The sequence below is a fragment of the Pseudomonas maioricensis genome, from assembly GCF_022790535.1.
GTDB classification, from domain to species: Bacteria; Pseudomonadota; Gammaproteobacteria; order Pseudomonadales; family Pseudomonadaceae; genus Aquipseudomonas; species Aquipseudomonas maioricensis.
The window spans coordinates 310,930-331,327 of sequence record NZ_LOHG01000004.1; the positions used below are offsets into that span (position 1 = coordinate 310,930).

Consider the following 20,398-nt stretch of genomic DNA (forward strand, 5'->3'; position numbering starts at 1 on the left):
ACTGAAACGACAGACCGACGTACAGCCCTATTTCGAAATGCTCTTGGAGAAACAAAATGATTCCAGTGATCTTGTCAGGCGGTAGCGGTTCACGACTCTGGCCGCTTTCGCGTAAGCAATTCCCAAAACAGTTTCTGGCTCTGACCGGGAACCACACCCTCTTCCAGCAAACCCTCGAGCGCTTGAAGTTCGAAGGCATGCAAGACCCGATTGTGGTCTGCAACAAAGAGCACCGTTTCATCGTAAACGAGCAGCTCAACGCACTGGGTCTCGAAACCCAGGCAGTCATCATGGAACCCTTCGGCCGCAACACTGCACCGGCAGTGGCGATCACCGCCATGCTGTTGCTCAGCGAAGGCAACGACGAGCTGATGCTGGTCATGCCTGCTGACCACGTGATCGAAGATCAGAAAGCCCTGCAACGCGCGCTGGCCCTGGCTACAGTGGCGGCCGAGCGTGGCGAGATGGTGCTGTTCGGCGTACCGGCCACCAAGCCGGAAACCGGTTATGGCTACATCAAATCCACTGCCGATGCCCTGCTGCCGGAAGGCGTAAGCCGCGTATCGCACTTCGTAGAAAAGCCTGACGAACAGCGCGCGACCGAGTTCGTTGAAGCCGGTGGTTACTACTGGAACAGCGGCATGTTCCTGTTCCGCGCCAGCCGCTTCCTGGAAGAACTGAAAAAGCACGATCCGGACATCTACGACACTTGCATGATGACCCTGGAGCGCAGCAAGCACGAAGGCGACACCATCGACATCGATGAAGCCACTTTCGCCTGCTGCCCGGACAACTCCATCGACTACGCCGTGATGGAAAAAACCCAACGCGCTTGCGTCGTGCCATTGAGCGCTGGCTGGAACGATGTTGGCTGCTGGTCGTCGCTGTGGGCTGTGCAGGAAAAAGACAGCAACGGCAACGTCACCAAAGGCGACGTGGTTATCCAGGACAGCCGCAACTGCATGATCCACGGCAACGGCAAACTGGTGTCGGTGATCGGTCTGGACAACATCGTAGTGGTCGAAACCAAAGACGCCATGATGATTGCTCACAAGGACAAGGTTCAGGGCGTCAAGCAGATGGTCAACACGCTCAATGAGCAAGGCCGCAGCGAGACTCAGAACCACCTTGAAGTCTATCGTCCATGGGGTTCCTACGACTCCGTCGACATGGGCGGCCGCTTCCAGGTCAAGCGCATTTCGGTAAAACCGGGTGCCAGCCTGTCCCTGCAGATGCACCACCACCGCGCCGAACACTGGATCGTGGTATCGGGCACCGCACAGGTCACCTGCGACGAGAACGTGTTCCTGCTCACCGAAAACCAGTCGACCTACATCCCGATTGCCTCGGTTCACCGCCTGAAAAACCCAGGCAAGATCCCGTTGGAAATCATCGAAGTTCAATCCGGCAGCTACCTGGGTGAAGACGACATCGAACGTTACGAAGACGTTTACGGTCGCTCTGCTCAACTGGAAGCCGGCGTCAAGACACAAACCATTGCACGTTAATCTGCTGTTTTAACTGCAATCGGCAACGAGCAGTACACCTCAACAACCTTTTGCGTATCCCCATCCGCAGTAGGTTGTTGAGGTTTTTTTTGGCCTGCGTTTTTGGGTCGAGATAGCGCCTGACTCTGTGGAGGACTCTATGCTCGTCTGCAAGATGAAGTTCACGACGTGGAACCGGCTTCAGCCGGGAAGAGACCTGTACGGTCACTGCATTCTCATCGCCAGAAATAACCTGTTCCCGGCTAAAGCCGGTTCCAAGCCCAGCAAGCCTCTTGGACCATTTCGCAACTACGCCTATCAGCGTTGGCGATAAGCAATGCGCAGAAGCCCGACTTAGAGCGGGCGGCAACTTTCGTTAGGATGCTCCGCAGATTGTCACTGTCAATTATGACAGTGACAATGCTCGGTGACTTGGCGCTTGATATCCACGAAACCCTTTTATGGATAAGAGGTACTGGAAATGAGCACCGATGATCGCCCTGCTTCGCCTGAACAAGCGTCGTTATCCTCGACTACAGATGACGGCGATTCAACGCCAGGCTTTACCACTAAAGAGCAGTATCCTCCCGTCCCTGGCGACAGTGATGACGAAGGCTCAATTGATTCAGGCTGCCCGGGCGGCGGTACTTCAGGAGGCGTCTGCACCCCATTCAATAACCAGTATCGCAGCAGTTGGATGTCTTCCTACAATGGGGCCAGGTATTTGCGAATTGCGGACGCGATATTGCCTGGGACTCATAACTCAGGCTTTGATAAGGAAGCGCCCTACAGCAACAGTTTTGAAACATGCCAGGATGTATCGCCCTACAAACAAATCATGACCGGAATCAGGGTGCTTGACCTGCGAGTGCAATTCTTCTCAGGCGTCCCGGCAGGCAGCCCCGACCGATTTCAGATTTTTCACAGTCTGGTTTCGCAACGCACTGTAGACGGGGATATTCTGGGGGAGGTTTTGCGGTTTCGGACGCATACACCGGGTGCAGGCAACCCCAAACAGGAAATCATTGTCCTGAACTTCCACCGGTTCAACAACTTCACTGTCGCCGCACACCTTGAGTTGCACCAACTCATCAAGTCACGGCTAAACGATATTCTGATTCCTCCGTGGATGAGTGAGCTGACCATCCACGAGATCTGGGAATATAACAATCCGGCCATCGTTATCGCCTATGGCGACGGCCAGAGAGACCCCCTTTTCTGGCCCGGTGTGAATCAGCGCTGGATGGGCCAGAACACGCCTTCCACCGATGAGCTCAAAGCGTTTATGGATCGCGTCGCTCAAGAGGAGAAGCCTCACGACGAACTTCGAGCCATTCAATGCGCAAAATATAACAAGGTAGTTTTTACCCCGGATGACTTCTCCGACAAAGTGAGGCAGTGGTTCTACTCAGACAATCGAACCTCCTACATTCAGAACTTTTTCATTATCAATACCGACTGGTCATTGAGGCAGAGGCTGATCGATAACTGCATTCATGCCAATGTTCAGAAGGCGCTAAGACTGAGGCCAATCATAACGATTCATATAACACAGAGCGAAAGTTTCACGTTACCCGGTGGTAACCGTGCGATGATTGCACTCTCCTATAACGGCCACTGGACAAAAGTAATTCATCTACCTCCCTATATATCCAGCCACGCGACCATACTGATCAAAAATACGGCCACTTACTCCACCGAAGTAGATACCACGCGAACTGACTTTCCGTTCGATTCAATGCCACTTCACACAGGAGATATCCTTTCATTAACAGCGATCAACGGAACCTTGAGGCACCGCATTCTTGCACCCACCTACATGGCAGAACAGAACAACCCCGCCATCCCGGCGCCGCGTGCTCACGAAAAGCTCATTCATTATCAACTCGCCGATGGATACTGGTCAGAGCGCATCCAGCTCGCGGCCATGGCTCCAGACTCGAGCATCGTCGAAATATCATCCAGCGCAACCTTAGTCGCGATACTGGTGGGCTCAAATATGGTCAATGGGCAAGATATCCGCATCGCTAGCGGCTTTTCGGAGTATTTCGTATTTCATGCACAGTCCGGAGTCTGGGAAAAAATCACCAGGGAGACTGATCCGCCGCCTGAACTCATCCCGCCAAGGCAGTTACGGATAGCACTTAACAACTCCCAGCCGATAGTTTTGGACTGGGACTGGGTGCCTGCTGCGGTGAAGTACAAAGTTTACCGCTGGTGGACGGAGATCGAGGAAACACCCGACCTTCGCTTTAGGCGCACGATGGATGGCTACGGGCGTTTCCACGTACGGGCTGTTGACGCCGCGGGTAATCTCTCGGAAAAAACCAATTACGTGTACAACTATCCTCCTTCGTGAACCCGGCCCACACCTTCAACTGGGCTGCCTCCTACAGAGACAGCTCTTTCCAGGCTTGCGCGCGCAGCGGAACGCTCAGGCTTTTTCACGGACCTTGGTACCGTGTCTGTCGGCGCGGCCTCTGTGTCCGTGGCGGCGCGCTTTCTTGCGGCACAATAGTGAAACTGTACATCGCAGGTAAGAGTGCTCATGCGCACGGTCTGCGGACGAATGCAGGTCTTCATTCATGCGCACCATCAGCAAATCCAACCCTGTGTTCGCTCGCTGCAGGATAAAGAAACGCAACAAGTAAGAATTTATGTTGTTTGCTTGTCCGTGCTTTACGCACGTTATCAAAGAGTGCGACAAATTCACTTCTGCTTACATCTTCAGGATTGACCTCGAACCGCGATCAGTGATTACGTCATTTCATTAGTTAACCAAACCAACTCACAGCGCGAATGTATGCCTGGCGTATCGCCAGGCACTTAAAGCCGTGCAAAAAAAATACATATAAAAGGGATTTCAATGAACAACTGCACCTTTAAAAAAATACTGCTTGCCACATCACTTTTCCTGGCATTGAGTGGATTATATGGTTCAACAGCTTTAGCGATACCGGCCTGTGACCCAGACACCAGCCAGCAAGCTAACACACCGGAAATGAACAGCAGTCAAGATCAGACAGAAACACCTCCCGAGAACACCGATGTTCAAATCATCGACCTGCCGGACAAGATCAATAATGTCTTTGGTAAATTGGAGAGCGCTGGTGATGTTAAATATTACAACTTTACTGCGGTGCGTGGACAGAAAGTAATGATCAACGATGTCCTGCAAGGAAAAAACGGGGCTTACTTTACAATCGAATATAACCTTGCAGACAGTTGGCAACCTTTACCTACGTTAAAACCAATCATCACTCCCCCACTCACCCTCGGTCAGAAGGTTCAGCTCAGAATTTCCCATCCGGCCGGGGTGACCTTTCAATCAGATAAGTACTTCAACATTGATTTCGGCTCAGCCCCCTACGCCCACAATATCAGGATTGAAACAGAAGGCCCGAAGACTGGAACCTATTTCATGACTTCAACGTTCAGAGAGAAAATTATGTGGGCGACGAATATCAGGGACTCAACGGGTCAGCTTCTAGAAGGGGCTACAGTCGATTTTGTCATAAGAGCCGATGACCAAAATCTTTCTAACGAGGTTAACTCTCGACGCGTCACCGTCACGGGAGGCATCGTGGAATACGTGAGCTTTCCGGCCTGCAGTGGGCGCCACGTGACAACCCCTTTTACCGGGGTCTATGACTTCAAAACAAAATGGCGCGCCACTTATAATACCGGCCACTGGCAGGTTTCTGTCCGGGGCAACCCATTTACTGGCATCAGCCCCGTATCCATCACACAAATTTGCTCGATGAACATCAGCGGTTAATGCGTTAAGGCTAACTGCATTTCTCATGTAGTTAGCCTTCTCGCAAACAAGAGTGGGTAAAATGCCGAGCATAATCGCCTGACAATCCCTCTATCGTACGCCCTACTAAACCCGCCAACATCCAGACATAGTCTTCTGCCGCTTTCTTGAATTCTGAATGCTCATTAAGCAATTCAAAAAGCTGTTTTTCAGCCTTCGCATCGATTGGGCGTAATATGCTGACTGGCCTAATGGTGCCCGTTTCATCAATTGAGAAACTTAGTTCGTTTAGTAATTCAGGATCGACCCCAACAGCCGTTTTTTTGACGTCTAACCAAATACTATCCATTTGAGTTGCAACGCACTCGACGGCGCGCCTGCGGGCATCTATTTTTGAGTGCTCATAAGCATCCCAAGGGTTCAGTGCTGCGCAGGGGCATACACAACCCTCATGCAAGCGCAGCGTATTAGCAAATCTTACTTCGTCATAAACATAATCGGGCTCTGGCTGACTGAGCACAAACTCGCACTCCCGCGCGGTTATCTCATCCACCCCCCCATTGCTCTTAGCTTTCTCATAGGCAATTTCAATTGCGCGTCTATACGAATGATTTTGATCGATGATGAAAGTCAGATTCATGGCGGTCTCTCCTGCCGGGTTACATGAGAGTTGTAACGGCAGCCCCATGAATTAGCTGACCTGAGTACCTTGACTGAGAAATCCCGTAAGCTTGTAAGACTCAGACTACAAGTTACCTCTCTAATCGTCCCCCGGAAGTTAGCGGCACTTATCTACGCCCCCATAACGTTAACCATTATTTTTGCCAAAAAGCCCCGAGGGATCACCTTCGACGCCGTATACGCTCACAGATGGGCATATCTAGTGTTGATCTTTAACCTCAATGGGAGTGCATCCCTCACCAGCATTAGCACACCCCACCCCGCTTTCGGTACGATGCGTACTCATCTGTTCACGAGGCGCGACTCATGCTGTTCGGCGCATTGCTTATCATCACCTGGCTGATTTTGCTGCTGCGGTATCCGGCCAAGGCCTTGCCTGTCTCCCTCGCGGCTGCCGCTGGCCTGGGCGTTGTGGCGATGGTGGTCATCTGGCAAGACAGTCAGGAGACCCGCCGTCTGGAGCATCTGGGCCTGCGTATGAATTACGCGCCGGACCAATGCCCTGTCGGCAAGCCGCTGCTGGTGCTGATAGACAACACCAACGACGTTCCGCTGCGAGAACTGCGTTGGCGTGTGGCCGCGTATGCGCCTGGCGATACCGTCAACCTGACTGACGACGCCTATGCAGGCCCGCGCTATCAAGGCCCCGGCGATTTACAGGCGGGCAGCCAATGGCAGGATTGCTTGCCGCTCCCTCCCCTGCGCCAAGGCTATCGCCCGCAGACGCTGGAGTTTCGGGCCGAGCATTTACAAGGCAGTTTTTCGGATTAACCCAAAGGAACACAACAATGCCCAACGTCTTGATCACCGGCTGCTCCAGCGGCATTGGCCGCGCACTGGCTGATGCGTTCAAAGGTGCGGGTTATGAAGTCTGGGCCACGGCACGCAAGCCTGAAGACGTGTCTGCGCTTAATGCAGCGGGTTTCACGGGTGTGCAGCTGGACGTCAATGACGGTGCTGCGCTGGAGCAATTGGCGGCACGGTTCGAAGGGCTGGATGTGTTGATCAACAACGCCGGATACGGTGCCATGGGGCCGCTGCTCGATGGCGGCGTCGATGCAATGCAGCGCCAGTTTGAAACCAACGTGTTTTCGATCGTGGGCGTGACCCGTGCGTTCTTTCCGGCGCTTCGGTCCAGCAAGGGTCTGGTGGTGAACATAGGCAGCGTGTCCGGCATATTGGTCACGCCATTTGCCGGAGCGTATTGCGCGTCCAAGGCGGCAGTGCATGCCCTGAGTGAAGCGTTGCGTCTGGAGCTGGCGCCCTTCTCGATTCAGGTGCTGGAAGTTCAGCCAGGCGCCATCGACACCCGTTTTGCGAAGAACGCCAGCCATGAAGCTGAATTGCTGATCAACGAGCAATCGCCGTGGTGGCCGCTGCGTGAAGGGATTCGAGCGCGAGCCAAGGCGTCACAAGACAACCCGACTCCCGCCACCGATTTTGCTCGTGATGTGCTGCGCGCCGTGCAACAGGCCGAAGCGCCACGCTTGTTGCGCTCGGGCAATGGCTCAAGGGTGTTGCCGTTGATGAATTGGCTGCTGCCCAAAGGGTTGCTGGATAAGAAACTGCGCCAGCGGTTTGGGCTGGATAAGAAGCTCTAATCGCATTTCCGGATTGAAATGCGATCCCGAATATTGGCGCGACGTGGGACCGGCTTTAACCGGGAAGAGGCCAGTACAGCCACCAAAATTATGCTGTCATAACGACAGTCTTCCCGGCTAACGCCGGTCCTACGTCATCGCGCATTGCGCAGGACCAGTGGGAGCGAGTCGGCGGCATTCCGACTTGCCCGCGATTAAGGCGCTGCGGTAGTTCTGACAGTCCGTGTCATCGTTCATCGCGAGCAAGCTCCGCTCCCACAGAAAACCCGCCGTCAGGCAGAACAAGTCGCGGGCAAACCTGGAATCTGCCAACAGATTCCGTTGCGTTACCTGGACTCAACCCGCGCCAGTGAGCGTTCGAGTTCAGTCTTGGCCATGCCGATCAGGTGCACCACCGAAAAGGCTAGATCGCGTTTCGGGCCGTTGAGGCTGTCGCCGGTTTCGTAGGCTGTGGCGGCTGCGCAACGCAGCAGGTCGCTGACGTGCAGCAGGGATTCTTCCAGCGTGGGTTGGGGTGGATCTGGCGTTACTTTGATCATCTGATTAGGCCTCTGCTAGGCCACCGAATGATCGCTGCTAAACAAGCAAAGGTGGCGACTTTGATACGGGTTAGCAGACCGGCGACCCAATCCAATAAACCGGCGCACCCGAAGGTGCCCCGCACAAAGCCGCCATAGACGGTAATTGCACTGGAATTCAAGTCAGACAGGCTGCTAAACCCGATCGCTGATACTCAACGACGGACGCAGCCTAGTGCCCGAAATCACCCTGCGCAAGGGCTCGGGATTTTCTCGGAAACTTCACTCAGAAGAAAGGGAAAACGCCGCAGGAATGGGGTGTAGGACGGAGTTATTTGGTTAGCTGAAGTTACAAAAACGGCGCGATTTCATGTGGGATCCGGATTTGCCCGTTTACCTCGCAACAACGCAGAAAGGTCCTACAAACAAGTATTCACCAGCATTCTATATTTGGCTGACGCGAAGCAGAGCAATGGATGCACTGCGCACGGCCTGTCAAGGAATGACAAATGAGCACTACAGTCACAGTCCCCGCCGACATCGACTATCTGGCCAATGATCTCGCCGAGTTGATCGACGCGGTCTCACAACCCCGATTGCTTTCACCCTTTGCTTTTATCGATGATTTCATTCGGACAGCAGTAAAGCGCTCCACGATGCACGAGCCGCACAAGGCGCTGATCACCAGCAACATGAAGATCAATGTCGAATACACAGACGATCGCCACAGCGGACTCATCGGTGTCAGCCCTCCCCGTCCCAAGATCGCCACGTTTGAGCTTCACCAGATAGTCACCGACTTTTTTCGCCACGATCTAAAAGATGCCACCAGACTGCGCATCCGCTGGCCCCCTTCGTTCGCGCCCGAATTGCGCGAGCTGTTCGATACGGTGAACCTGCAGGAGCGCTATATCAGTGAGGTCGAGGCGCACTTCAATCGCCCTAACGTCAAAGAACTTTCCCTGCTACTCACCCGACACGAACTGGATAACATCATCCGTCGTTATCTGGAGCACAGAGCCTCAACCACGACCCTGATTGCACTCGCCAATGATTACTTGAGCGGCTGGATCGAACCCTGGCTTGTGCAGTTTGAGGGGACGTCGCGAGTGAAGCTGGAACGGGCTGTGTTTCTGCCAACGCCTGAATACTTTGAAGACCAGACAATAGAAGGTTTACTGGTATTTCTTGGCAATGAACCGCAGCAACGATCGGTCTACGAGATACCACGTGATTTTGATCAATTTCGAACGCTGATCGAAAAACACGCCGCATTGCGCAACAAGGTATTAGCGCGCATCCCCCTGTATCAGAGACTCAAGCCCGGCAATGACCAGGTCAAATATGTCCGCAGGTTCGAGACCAAGTATTACTGGGTTGCTCCCATCACCTTCCATGCAAGCCCCGACATCGCCAACGCCCTGTTTGACCTGAGTTATCAACGCTTGCTGTCCGATATCGATACGCTGGTTTCAACGGATGCAGAGCGTCTCACTGACTCGGCCCTCGAGTTCAGCGGCTATCTTCTGGCGGGCCTGTCGCTGGGTATCACGCTGCCGGTCAGTGTCAGCCTGGTGCCGCTCAGGCTGATCGCGGCTTTCCTGCTGGGGGTCGCTTCTGCAGCCACCGATGCAGTGAGGGCTGAACTGGAAGACCTACCCGAAGTGGCGGCTGATTTGTACCGCGCGGCCATCATTGGGGCACTCGCGGAGGTCATCGCCCCTCTGGTGCTGAAAGTTGTCGGCAAAGGGCTTTCAGCGCTGGCCAGAACCCAGCTTGCGCACAAGCTCAGCGTCGTTCTCAACGCAAAAAAACTGTCACCTTCGGCGACGTCCTCTTTGATCGATGCCCTGGAGCGCTCGAAACATTCGGCAAGAATGCGCACGCTGGAATTGAAACTGAACGCTGACTTTAAAAAAGGCCCACAAACCACGCAGCTATGGGTGGAAAATCACGGACACTTTTCGCAGCAACTCATTGAGCAGTACGACATCACGGTGTATCGCGGTTTTGTTTTTCGCGGCGACTCCCGCGCCCCCGAGGTTATCTTCAAGAAGGGTTTCAAGTTACGAACACCGGCCGCCGATCTACAAAAAGACATCCATCAGGCGACCGGCGTACGCGGTGGATTTGGTGGCGGCCACGACGCTCTGGACCCGGATGGCAGAGGCATTTCAACATCGGTGTTCTATGACAAGGATCACGTGGGAGCCTTCACCTATGGCGGTGCCAAAGGGGGTCACACTTACCTGATCGACGCGCGCAAGCTCGACGGTTATCACCTTTATGCCAATGACTTTGCTGCACGCTACCCGCAATCCCCACGCTTGAATCTGGCTCCGGTTGAGATTAACTACGCAACCGACATACCGCCCTCCGCGATTGTCGGTGCCTACGACAAGGATGGTGTTTTCATTGCCAACCTCGACGGGCTGCGCAGGACAGCGGGGATCAACCAGGCGCGACTTGAGCGAGAGCTGACCAAACGCACCTTCAGCCGTGCGATTCAGAAAACAGCGGCTGACGAGGCAAGGCTGGGGATTGAGGCGACTCTGCGATTGTTCTCCTGAAGCTCATCGCAGACAAGGTCGAGCACCGTCAGGGTTAGATGATCTGCCAGATAGATCGGGGTTACCTATCGCGAGCAAGCTCTGCTCCCACAGAACCTAAGCGGTCCAGATCTGTGGGAGCTGAGCTTGCTCGCGATGCAGACGACTCGGTGTGCAGCCTTGAACCGAGTCATCGTTAACCGTCGGAACGCCCAGCCTCTGGATTCACAATCACCGTACACGTCGTCCCCGCCGACAGCAGCACGTCGCTGGGCACTTCATCCAGATGGATACGGACCGGCACGCGTTGCGCCAGGCGCACCCAGTTGAAGGTCGGGTTGACGTCGGCGATCAGTTCACGACTCTCCGGATTGTCACGGTCGTAGATGCCGCGAGCGATGCTTTCCACGTGACCTTTGAGCAACTGACCGCTCATGAGCTGCATGTCCGCAGGGTCACCGACGCGGATATGCGGCAACTTGGTTTCTTCAAAGAAGCCATAAACCCAGAACGAGTTCATGTCGACAACGGCCATCTTCGCTTCGCCAATGCGCGCGTAGTCGCCGCGATGCACATTCAGGTTGGTGACATAGCCGTCCACCGCTGCCAGCACCCGCGTGCGGCGCAGGTTCAGTTCGGCAGCTTCAAGCCCGGCCAATGCCAGCTGATAATCGGCCTGAGCGGACACCGCGATGTTGCTCGCGTCGTCACGGCTTTCGGTGGAGATCACCAGGTTGTCCATGTCGGCACGGCGCTTGGCGTTGACCTTGCGCATCTCCCAGGTGGCCTTGCGTGACGCTACCAGTGCCTGCGCCTGCTTGACGGCCACCTCGTAATGCTCGGGATCAATCTGCATCAGCAGATCGCCTTTTTTCACCTGCTGATTATCACGCACCGGCACATCAACCACCGTGCCGCTGACATCGGCGGCGACGTTGATGATATCGGCGCGCACCCGGCCATCGCGGGTCCAGGGCGTATCCATGTAGTTGACCCACAAGGTGCGGCCAATCCAGATGGCAAGAGCCAGGACCAGCAACGTGGCGATAAGACTGAAGAGTTTTTTCATCAGGGCTACTCAAGAATCAACGGTAAACAGTCAGCGCCATGGCGCCGAAAATGCAGGTAAACAGGCTCAGACGCAGCAACGCCGGGTGCCAGAAAAACCGATACAGATCAAAGCCCGCCAGCAGCCGGTCCAGCGCCCAGGCGAGCACCACTGCAATCAAAAACAAAACCGTGACGCTTGGCATGTACAAGCCATGAAAAGCAATTTCACGCGGCATGGAGCAGTCCTCGCCGCTGCCCTTCAAGGGAATGCGCGGCCAACGGAGATTGGGGGTCCAGTAGTGACGAGCGAATGAAGTGCAAGTAACTCTTCACCCGGCGCAGCACTGAGGTATCGAAGTGCGGAGCGAAGGGTTCGTCGCTGCTCTGCACACGATTGATCGCGTGATCGACGGCTGCCAGTGCGCGCTGCCAGTTGCTGTGATCCGGCTGGATAAACAAACGGATCAATGCGCGCCCCATCACCCGGATCGCCACCCGCCAGGATTGCCATGACGCGTAAGCCGGATGGACCGGGAGGGTGTCCTGCTCGCGACGCAGCTCGATAATCGCGTGACCGATTTCCAGCACCACGAACATCCAGTGCAACAACTCACGCTGCACCAGCGGTTTGCCCGCTGCCAGCCCGTAAGCTTGATGCATCAGGTCGCGGGTCTGGCTCTCGAAACTGGAACCCAGACGATTCAGCGGCGCGCTGATGGCGAACACCACCTGGCGACGCAAATCGCCTTCCAGCTGTCGCCACATCCAGCGGGCGTTAGGCGGCAGGATGATCGCGCCCGCGGCGGCACACAGCAGCATGCCGATGACCATGGCGATGTAGTCGTTGATGAAGGTGTAGGGGTTGTAGATCGTCAGATTATCCGGCACCGAGCCAATGCCGAAGAAGATCAACAATCCCAATCCGTAACCTGACCACTGCGGCCGCGAACCCAAGAATGCGCCGAGCATGAACACCGGAGCCAGGAACAGGCAGAGCAACGGGAAACCGTCGATATTCGGGAAGATGAAAAAGGTTTCGATGAAGCCCAGCACGGCCCCGAGCAAAGTGCCGCAGGCCATCTGGAACGACATGCGGCGCGGGTTGTTGGTAGTGGACGATAACGCGACTGTGGCGGCCGACACGAGGATCATGGTCGCGCCGCTGGGCCACGCGGTCGCCACCCAATACACACTCATGATCGCCAGAATGAACGTTGCGCGAATACCTGCCGCAGCTGCCGTCATCCAGCTGGTTTTGGGCAGGAACTCTTCTTCCCACTTTTCCCGGATGTGTTTGTGATCGGCCAGTGAGGCGTGGGTCTGTGCATAGTCGTGCATGTCGCTGACCAGGCGGTACAGCAACTCATAAGCGGTGTGAAAATCCAGCAGTTCGGCGTCGCTGGGCTGTATGTCCTCAAGGGCCGTACGCTGGGCGCGCACCCGCTCCGGCAAACCAGCCTTGAAGGCTTCCAGTTGCTGAACCAGTTGCGCGGCATCCTCTGGGGTCAGAAAACGATTGGCGAAACCGTCGAGCAATTCGGCCAAGGCTGCGAGGCCCGGTTGTGCAGTAATGAGCACCCTGCTGACGCCATCACCCCGCACGCGTTCGAGTAGCTGATGCAAGGCGTTGAAGCGCGTGGTGATAGCCATGAACTCGCTGTTCAGGCGGTTAAGCCGTCCGTTGCGACGGCGCATGTGCGGGTCTTCAAAGATAGTCACGCTGCGCAGCCCTTCCAGGCCAATCGCCTCGGCGACGAAACGCACGTTGCCGGTTTCAAATGCATCCCGAGGGTTAACACCACGCAGGCCATCGGCGACGAAACGCGCGAATATGCCGAAGCGGGAATACAGAGCGTTACGCATCGCTGCGCCAGAGCTTTGCGGCAGGATCGCGGCGGTGACGGCAGTGGAGCAAACGATGCCGAGGCTGATTTCCAGCACGCGCCACACCGCCGCCATGAACGAGCCTTCCGGGTGCGCCAAGGCAGGCAGGCCGACCATCGCAGCGGTGTAGCCAGCCAACACAAAACCGTAGGCGCGAAAGTTGCGATAACGTGCAGCGCCTGCCGAACAGAAGCCCACCCACAGCGCGAGGCTGCCGAGGAACAGTTCGGAGTTTTGTGCGAACAGCGCCATCAGCACGACCATTACCGTTGAGCCAGCCAGGGTGCCGAGCAGGCGATAAAAACTCTTGGCAAACACATGGCCGCTCTGCGGCTGCATGACGATGAACACCGTAATCATTGCCGTGCGCGGCTGCGGCAACTCCAGACGCAGGGCCAGCCAGTAAGTGAGGAAGGCTGCGATCAGGACCTTGAAGATGTAGATCCAGGTCACCCCGTCGCTACGCGCCCAACTATTGAATTCCCGGCGCCATGGGAGTTGGGTGATTCGGTTCAAGATGTCACGTACCTTGTAGGAGCTGCCGAAGGCTGCGATTGCGGTATGCCTGAAAAAACGCTTCGCAGCCTTCGGCAGCTCCTACAGAGAGCATATCGGCTGCACGTCATATGAGCCGGACGTAGCACTTGTGGGACCGGATTTATCCGGGAAGGCGGTATTTCAGGCGATAGATCTCTGCTGGATGTACTGGACCCATCGCGAATGAATTCGCTCCCACGGGGGACCGCGTTCCGACAGGAGATATTCAACGGTCAAACACCGCCAGCGTGGCCGGAGTTTTCGGCGCCTGGGTTTTGTCTTCGGCCGGGGTATCGCTGCCCGCACCCAGACCACCGCCCAACGCCACGAGCAGTTCCGCATGAGCCGTGAGACGGGCGGCCTGGACTTGCTGTTGAATCTGCTGCTGATGAAACAACAAGGTTTGAGCGTTGAGCACGTTGAGGTAATCCGTCAGGCCACGCTGATAAGCGATCATCGCGATGTCGTAAGTCTTCTGCGCCGAGGCCACTGACTCACTGACAAACACCTGTTGCTTGTCCATGGATTCACGGCGAATCAACTGATCGGAAATGCTCTTGAGGGCGGTTATCAGCGTCTGGTTGTACTGTGCGACCGCCATGTCATAACCCGCCGATGCGTCCCCCAGTTGCGAACGCAAACGCCCGCCATCGAAGATCGGCAAACTCACCGCAGGACCTGCGCTGTAGTTGAATTTCTTACCCGCCAGAAATTCCAGCATGCCGCCGCCAGTGGCCATATAACCCAGATTGCCGACCAGATCGAAGTTCGGATAAAAATCCGCATGCGCCACATCAATGCCTCGCGCTTGAGCCGCGACCGCCCAGCGGCTGGCCACTACGTCCGGACGCTGACCGAGCAATTGCGCAGGTAAAGCCGAAGGTAATTTCAGGGCCATTGTGAGGGACAGCGTCGGGCGATGGAGGTTAGCGCCCTCCCCCGGGCCTTTGCCCGCAAGCGCGGCCAGTTGATTGCGACTCAGGGCAATGGCTTCATCCAGCGCGTCGATTTGCCGATGGGTTTCCGGCAACGGCGTTTCAGCCTGACTGACTTCAAAGTGGGTACCAATACCGCCCTTCAAACGACGCTGCGCCAGATCGAGAATCTGTTGCTGCTGCGCAAGCGTGGCTTCAACGATGTCGCGCTGGGCGTAATCGAGCGACAGCTGAATGTAGGCGCGCACGATGTTGTCCTGCAATTCGAGCTGCGCCTGACGGGCCTGAGCAGCGCTCATGTGAGCCATGTCAAGGGCCTGTTCGGTCGCGTTGCTTTCACGCCCCCAGAAATCCAGTGAGTAGCTCAACCCGAGGGACGCATTGTTGTCCCAGGTGGTGGTATTGGCGAGTGCGCCGGGGCCGTAAAACTGATCCGTCGCCCAATCGTGACGTTTGAGCGACGCTTCGCCATTGATGTGCAACGACTCAGCAGATTCAGCCAGGCCCGCCATGGCTTTGGCCTGCCGCACCCTGGCCGCAGCCATGGCCAGGCTCGGCGCACCGGCGGCGGCCAGATCAATCCAGCGATTGAGCTGCGGATCGTTATAGGCACGCCACCACTGAGCGGCTGGCCAGTGCGCATCCCGGTCAGCGCTGCGGATTGCAGCGTCGGTGGCCAGGCTGTCGACAGGCAAAGCCTTGCCTTGTGGTGCGATCCCGCCGGTTCCGATGCAGCCGCTGATGACTAACGTTAAAGCCCAGACACTGAAGGGCGCGGCCCTTCTGATGATGCGACGCACAACGGTACTTCCCGACGTAAGGTGAAAATGACCCAGGTGCCGCGATTCTAGGGTCCGCCACGAACGCCGATAAGCCGGGAGAAGTGCGATTCTTTGTTACAGAAACGGAGATAATCCTTAGGTATGCTGACACGGGTCAGTTACTTCGTGTCACAATTTGCCATCTCTCCAGAGAACTGCCCATGGATACCCTGCAAAACATGCGTGCGTTCAGTTGTGTGGCGCAAGCGGGAAGTTTCACGGCTGCTGCCGTTCAGCTCGACACGACTACCGCCAACGTTTCGCGCGCCGTCTCAAATCTCGAAGCACACCTGCAAACCCGTTTGCTCAACCGCACCACACGCCGAATCGCGCTCACAGAAGCCGGCAAGCGTTATCTCCTGCGGTGCGAACAGATTCTGGGGTATGTGGAAGAAGCTGAAGCCGAGGCCAGCGATGCTCATGCCCGGCCTGCCGGTCAGCTCAAGGTGCATTCGATGTCCAGTGTCGGTCAGCACTATGTGATCGATGCAATCGCCCGCTACCGACGCAATCATCCGGACGTGTCTTTTGACCTGACCATGGCCAATCGCGTGCCGGATCTGCTCGAAGAAGGCTATGACGTGTCCATCGTGCTTGCCAGTGAGCTGCCGGACTCGGGTTTTGTCTCGCAACGTCTGGGCATCACTTACAGCATCGCGTGTGCATCGCCGGAGTACGTCAAAAGCTTTGGCATCCCGCTCAAGCCCACAGACCTGCTCAACCACGCATGCCTGCGACTGGTCAGCCCGGTGTTTCCGCTGGAGAAATGGCTGTTCGACGGCCCGGAAGGTCAGGAAATGGTCACCATCCATACCTCGCCATTTCTGGTCAACTCGGCAGACGCGATGAAGACAGCGATCAGCAGCGGCATGGGCGTGGGGATTTTACCGATCTATTCCGCCATCGAAGGCCTGCGCAATGGCACGCTGGTACGGGTCCTGCCCGAATACCGCTCGCAGGAGCTAAACCTGTACGCCATCTACCCGTCGCGCCAGTATCTGGATGCGAAGATCAAGACATGGGTTGAATACCTGCGCGGTTCGCTGCCGGACATTCTGGCCGCCCATGAGGCAGACCTGCATACCCATGCCATGCGTTCCATCGCCTGATCCCTGAAATGAAAGTGTCCCCGACACCACGCTGTCGCGAAGCAAACATTAAACCTGTAGGAGTGAGCTTGCTCGCGATAACGGTAAATCGGTTGAGAAACTACCGTCTGTCCTGACGCTATCGCGAGCAAGCTCACTCCTACAGAAAAGGCATTTAACTTCAGTAAGTTATTTTATTTTCAGGAGAGCTGACGAGCAGCGCGAGGCTGCGATGGCGTTTTATCTGACACAGCGCCATCGCAGCCTCGCGCTGCTCGTCAGCTCCTACAGCCGGTGTTTACGGCTCGATGACGGGAATGTTAGCGTGCTACTCATCTGTAACCCTTTATAAAAAGCGTGCGAGAGTAGCTACCCCATGAAAAAGACCGTACTTGCCTTCAGCCGTGTATCCCCCGAAATGGCCGAACGGCTGGAACAGGATTTCAACGTGATCGTGCCCGACCCGAAGCTCGGCGATCTGAATGCACAGTTCAATGACGCGCTGCCCAAGTGCCACGGCATGATCGGCGCAGGTCGACAGCTAGGGCGCGAACAGCTGGCAGCGGCCACTCAGCTGGAGGTGGTGTCGAGCATTTCCGTCGGTTACGACAACTACGACGTCAGCTACTTCAACGAGCGCGGCATCATGCTCACCAATACTCCGGATGTGCTGACTGAAAGCACCGCTGACCTGGGTTTTTCCCTGATCATGAGCAGCGCACGTCGCGTTGCAGAACTCGACGCCTGGACCAAGGCCGGTCAGTGGAAGCGCAGCGTTGAAGCCGCGCAGTTCGGGACGGATGTTCACGGCAAGACGCTGGGCATCGTCGGTATGGGCAACATCGGCGCGGCGGTTGCGCGCCGTGGTCGTCTGGGTTTCAACATGCCGATCCTGTACAGCGGCAACAGCCGCAAGACCGAGCTGGAGCAGGAACTGGGCGCGCAATTCCGTAGCCTTGATCAACTGCTTGCCGAGTCGGACTTCGTCTGCCTGGTGGTGCCGTTGAGCGAGAAGACCAAGCACCTGATCAGCAGCCGTGAACTGGGCTTGATGAAGTCCAGCGCAATTCTGATCAACATCGCCCGTGGCCCTATCGTCGACGAAGCAGCGCTGATCGAAGCGTTGCAGAACGGCACCATTCGCGGTGCAGGGCTGGATGTCTACGAGAAAGAACCACTGAGCGAGTCGCCGCTGTTCAGCCTGAAAAACGCCGTAACCCTGCCACACATCGGCTCGGCCACTACCGAAACCCGACAGGCCATGGCGGATCTTGCCTACACCAACCTGCGCGCCGCGTTGCTGGGTGAGAAGCCGAAGAACCTGGTGAACCCGCAGGTGTGGAAGGGTTGAAGTTTATCGGCGTTTGAAACATCGCTATCGCGAGCAAGCTCACTCCTACAGAGGTATGTGAATCTGTAGGAGTGAGCTTGCTCGCGATGGCGTATTAGCTGACCCCGCCGACTCAAGCCAGCTTCGCACCCGCCGGCACCACCGCCTTGGGCTTCCTGAACACCAGCACATTACCCAGCATCACCAACACCAGCCCCATCAATGCGGGGGCAGTCCATTGGTAGCCTTCGGCGAAAGCCGAGATGTTCAGCGCCACCACCGGGAACAGCACCGTGCAATACGCTGCCCGCTCCGGGCCCATGCGGCCGACCAGGGTCAGGTAGGCGGTGAAGCCGATCACAGAGCCTGGAATGACTAGATACAGCAACGAACTGACATAACGGGTCGTCCACTCAAACCCGAACGGCGTGCCGCTGAGCAAGCAATACAGGCTGAGCATACTGGCGCCGTAAAACATGCCCCAGGCGTTTGTAGTCATCGGCCGTAGACCGGCTTTTTGCTGCATGCTCGACAACATATTGCCCGCCGAGAAACACATGGTGCCCAGTAAAGCGAGGCCCAGACCCATCAACGTTTCGCGACTGGCGCTGTGCCCGGACAGTTCAGGCCAAAACAGACAGCCCAGTCCGATCAGCCCCAGAGCGCCGCCCGCCAGTACATTGCGGGCGACTTTCTGTTTGAAGAACACCCGTGCATTCAGGGCATTCCACAGGGTTGCAGTGGAAAACACCACCGCAATAAGTCCGCTGGGGATCCACTGGCTGGCGGTCAGGAAACACATGAAGTTGATGCAGAACAGACACAGCCCCTGCGCAACGCAAAGCATGTGCCCGCGCTGGTTGACCTTCTGCAGCTTGCCGCTGAGCAACAGCATCGCGAACAACACCAGTGCTGCGAGGCCGAATCGGTAAACGATGGAGACCGCAATTGCCACTTCGCCGAGCTGCAACTTCAACGCGATCCAGGTGGTGCCCCAGATCAGGACGGTAAGCAAATAAAGCGAAATGTTCATGACGCGACTCCCAATGTGAGGCATCAGTCTGCGGCGAGCATGAACCGGTCATTTGCATAATCTTGCGCATTTGCTTCAGCGGTGGCTGGCAGAGAGTGCTGTAAGGCGTAGGATGCGAGCCATGCCAGCCATCGAATCCATCCAGGTCTTTCAGGCCCTGAACAGCTCACCGCATGCTCGACTTGAGCAGAGCGCGGTGCTGGGCGATGGTTTGGTCGCAGCGTTGTGGAACAACCGCCACGACTCGCAGGAGTATCACGGCCCCAGCCATCACACGCTGTCGTGCTACATCGACGGCGGCACGGGCACGTTTCGTCGCGATCGGCCTGACCAGAAAGGCAGCCCCGACAAACTGTGCACCCTGCCCGCCGGGCATGAGTCAGCGTGGGTAATCAACGGCGAAATTCGTCTGGCGCACCTTTACATCAGCCCGGAACAGTTCGCCCTGGGCTGCATCACTCTATTGGACCGCGAGCCTCGTGAGCTGCAATTACGGGAGAACACGTTTCACGATGATCCGGAGCAGGCCCTGCGCTTTCGTCAGTTGATCCAGATGAACTGGAGCGAGCCCGGGGAACGCTTGCTGACCAGCAGCATGGCCCACGAAATACTCAGCCGCGCGCTGTTTGATCAGGTTGGCATGCGGGACGGTTTGCGTTTGAAAGGCGGCCTGGCAGCGCATCAGCGCCGACAGTTGGTGGAGTTCATCGAAACTCACCTCGCCGAACCACTGAGCCTCGGGCAACTGGCCGGGCTGTGCGCATTGTCTGAATATCATTTCGCAAGGATGTTCCGCGAAAGCTTCGGTTTGCCGCCCCATCAATACCTGCTTGCCCGGCGCCTGAACCACGCTCGCCAGTTGCTGCGTACTACGCACATGGCATTTGGAGCGATAGCGCTGGAATGCGGCTTTGCCAGTGCCAGCCATTTCAACAACCGCTTCCGGCAAGCGATGGGCGCGACGCCGGGGGAATACCGGTTGGCGTTTGCCGGGAAACATTTCGCCTGCTCCCTGTAGGAGTGAGCTTGCTCGCGATTCGGTCTGTCAGGCGATGAATACATCACCCGTGATGACGCTATCGCGAGCAAGCTCGCTCCTACAGGGTAGTGTTACAGCGCGACAGTGC

General features: G+C 56.4%; 16 protein-coding genes. 9 read left to right on the forward strand and 7 right to left on the reverse strand.

The annotated features are described in order from the left end of the window. Positions 1-56: 56 nt before the first annotated feature. The 3 genes from AUC61_RS08785 to AUC61_RS08795 all read left to right on the forward strand — a co-directional run bounded on the left by AUC61_RS08785 (position 57) and on the right by AUC61_RS08795 (position 5,265). Positions 57-1,508 (forward strand): mannose-1-phosphate guanylyltransferase/mannose-6-phosphate isomerase, encoded by a 1,452-nt coding sequence (locus AUC61_RS08785; RefSeq protein ID WP_122666101.1) that lies wholly within the window; start codon positions 57-59, stop codon positions 1,506-1,508. Positions 1,509-1,968: 460 nt separating this feature from the next. Continuing rightward, positions 1,969-3,846 carry a hypothetical protein gene (locus tag AUC61_RS08790; protein ID WP_243245550.1) on the forward strand — a complete coding sequence of 626 codons (1,878 nt, stop codon included), beginning with the start codon at positions 1,969-1,971 and terminating at the stop codon, positions 3,844-3,846. 507 nt (positions 3,847-4,353) lie between these two features. Then, on the forward strand, positions 4,354-5,265 hold the full coding sequence (locus tag AUC61_RS08795) for a hypothetical protein (protein WP_243245551.1): 912 nt from the start codon (positions 4,354-4,356) through the stop codon (positions 5,263-5,265). A 31-nt stretch (positions 5,266-5,296) separates the two neighbouring features. Here the strand turns inward: AUC61_RS08795 and AUC61_RS08800 are convergent, their stop codons facing one another. Beyond that, the gene (locus tag AUC61_RS08800) at positions 5,297-5,884 is read right to left on the reverse strand and encodes a hypothetical protein (protein WP_243245552.1); all 588 of its coding nucleotides are present in this window, start codon (positions 5,882-5,884) and stop codon (positions 5,297-5,299) included. A 347-nt stretch (positions 5,885-6,231) separates the two neighbouring features. On the opposite strand from AUC61_RS08800, the gene AUC61_RS08805 reads away from it, so the two are divergent. Together AUC61_RS08805 and AUC61_RS08810 are read left to right on the forward strand one after the other, a co-directional pair. Further along, positions 6,232-6,696, forward strand: coding sequence for a multidrug transporter (locus AUC61_RS08805; RefSeq protein ID WP_243245553.1), 465 nt, complete (start codon positions 6,232-6,234; stop codon positions 6,694-6,696). 17 nt (positions 6,697-6,713) lie between these two features. Further along, the gene (locus AUC61_RS08810; RefSeq protein WP_243245554.1) at positions 6,714-7,526 is read left to right on the forward strand and encodes an SDR family oxidoreductase; all 813 of its coding nucleotides are present in this window, start codon (positions 6,714-6,716) and stop codon (positions 7,524-7,526) included. 326 nt (positions 7,527-7,852) lie between these two features. Here the strand turns inward: AUC61_RS08810 and AUC61_RS08815 are convergent, their stop codons facing one another. After that, complete coding sequence (locus AUC61_RS08815; protein ID WP_243245555.1) at positions 7,853-8,065, reverse strand: DUF6124 family protein; 213 nt, start codon at positions 8,063-8,065, stop codon at positions 7,853-7,855. A gap of 488 nt (positions 8,066-8,553) precedes the next feature. Here AUC61_RS08815 and AUC61_RS08820 point away from each other — a divergent pair, with 488 nt between their 5' ends. Next, positions 8,554-10,614, forward strand: a complete 2,061-nt coding sequence (locus tag AUC61_RS08820) for a hypothetical protein (RefSeq protein WP_243245556.1) — start codon at positions 8,554-8,556, stop codon at positions 10,612-10,614. Positions 10,615-10,789: 175 nt separating this feature from the next. Here AUC61_RS08820 and AUC61_RS08825 read toward each other — a convergent pair whose 3' ends face one another. The 4 genes from AUC61_RS08825 to AUC61_RS08840 all read right to left on the reverse strand — a co-directional run bounded on the left by AUC61_RS08825 (position 10,790) and on the right by AUC61_RS08840 (position 15,799). Next, complete coding sequence (locus AUC61_RS08825; protein WP_243245557.1) at positions 10,790-11,662, reverse strand: efflux RND transporter periplasmic adaptor subunit; 873 nt, start codon at positions 11,660-11,662, stop codon at positions 10,790-10,792. Positions 11,663-11,678: 16 nt separating this feature from the next. After that, positions 11,679-11,879 carry a DUF1656 domain-containing protein gene (locus AUC61_RS08830; RefSeq protein WP_243245558.1) on the reverse strand — a complete coding sequence of 67 codons (201 nt, stop codon included), beginning with the start codon at positions 11,877-11,879 and terminating at the stop codon, positions 11,679-11,681. Beyond that, positions 11,869-14,046, reverse strand: coding sequence for an FUSC family protein (locus tag AUC61_RS08835; protein WP_243245668.1), 2,178 nt, complete (start codon positions 14,044-14,046; stop codon positions 11,869-11,871). Before AUC61_RS08835 ends, AUC61_RS08830 begins: the two co-directional genes overlap by 11 nt. A 244-nt stretch (positions 14,047-14,290) precedes the next feature. Next, the gene (locus tag AUC61_RS08840) at positions 14,291-15,799 is read right to left on the reverse strand and encodes an efflux transporter outer membrane subunit (protein WP_243245559.1); all 1,509 of its coding nucleotides are present in this window, start codon (positions 15,797-15,799) and stop codon (positions 14,291-14,293) included. A 182-nt stretch (positions 15,800-15,981) separates the two neighbouring features. On the opposite strand from AUC61_RS08840, the gene AUC61_RS08845 reads away from it, so the two are divergent. After that, complete coding sequence (locus AUC61_RS08845) at positions 15,982-16,929, forward strand: LysR family transcriptional regulator (protein WP_122662158.1); 948 nt, start codon at positions 15,982-15,984, stop codon at positions 16,927-16,929. A 355-nt stretch (positions 16,930-17,284) separates the two neighbouring features. Further along, a complete protein-coding gene (locus tag AUC61_RS08850) occupies positions 17,285-18,259 on the forward strand; it encodes a 2-hydroxyacid dehydrogenase (RefSeq protein WP_243245560.1) in 975 nt (324 codons plus the stop codon). 112 nt (positions 18,260-18,371) lie between these two features. Here the strand turns inward: AUC61_RS08850 and AUC61_RS08855 are convergent, their stop codons facing one another. Continuing rightward, complete coding sequence (locus tag AUC61_RS08855) at positions 18,372-19,271, reverse strand: DMT family transporter (protein WP_243245561.1); 900 nt, start codon at positions 19,269-19,271, stop codon at positions 18,372-18,374. 121 nt (positions 19,272-19,392) lie between these two features. Between AUC61_RS08855 and AUC61_RS08860 the strand changes: the two genes are divergently transcribed. Further along, the gene (locus AUC61_RS08860; protein WP_243245562.1) at positions 19,393-20,289 is read left to right on the forward strand and encodes a helix-turn-helix domain-containing protein; all 897 of its coding nucleotides are present in this window, start codon (positions 19,393-19,395) and stop codon (positions 20,287-20,289) included. The last annotated feature ends 109 nt before the right edge of the window (positions 20,290-20,398 follow it).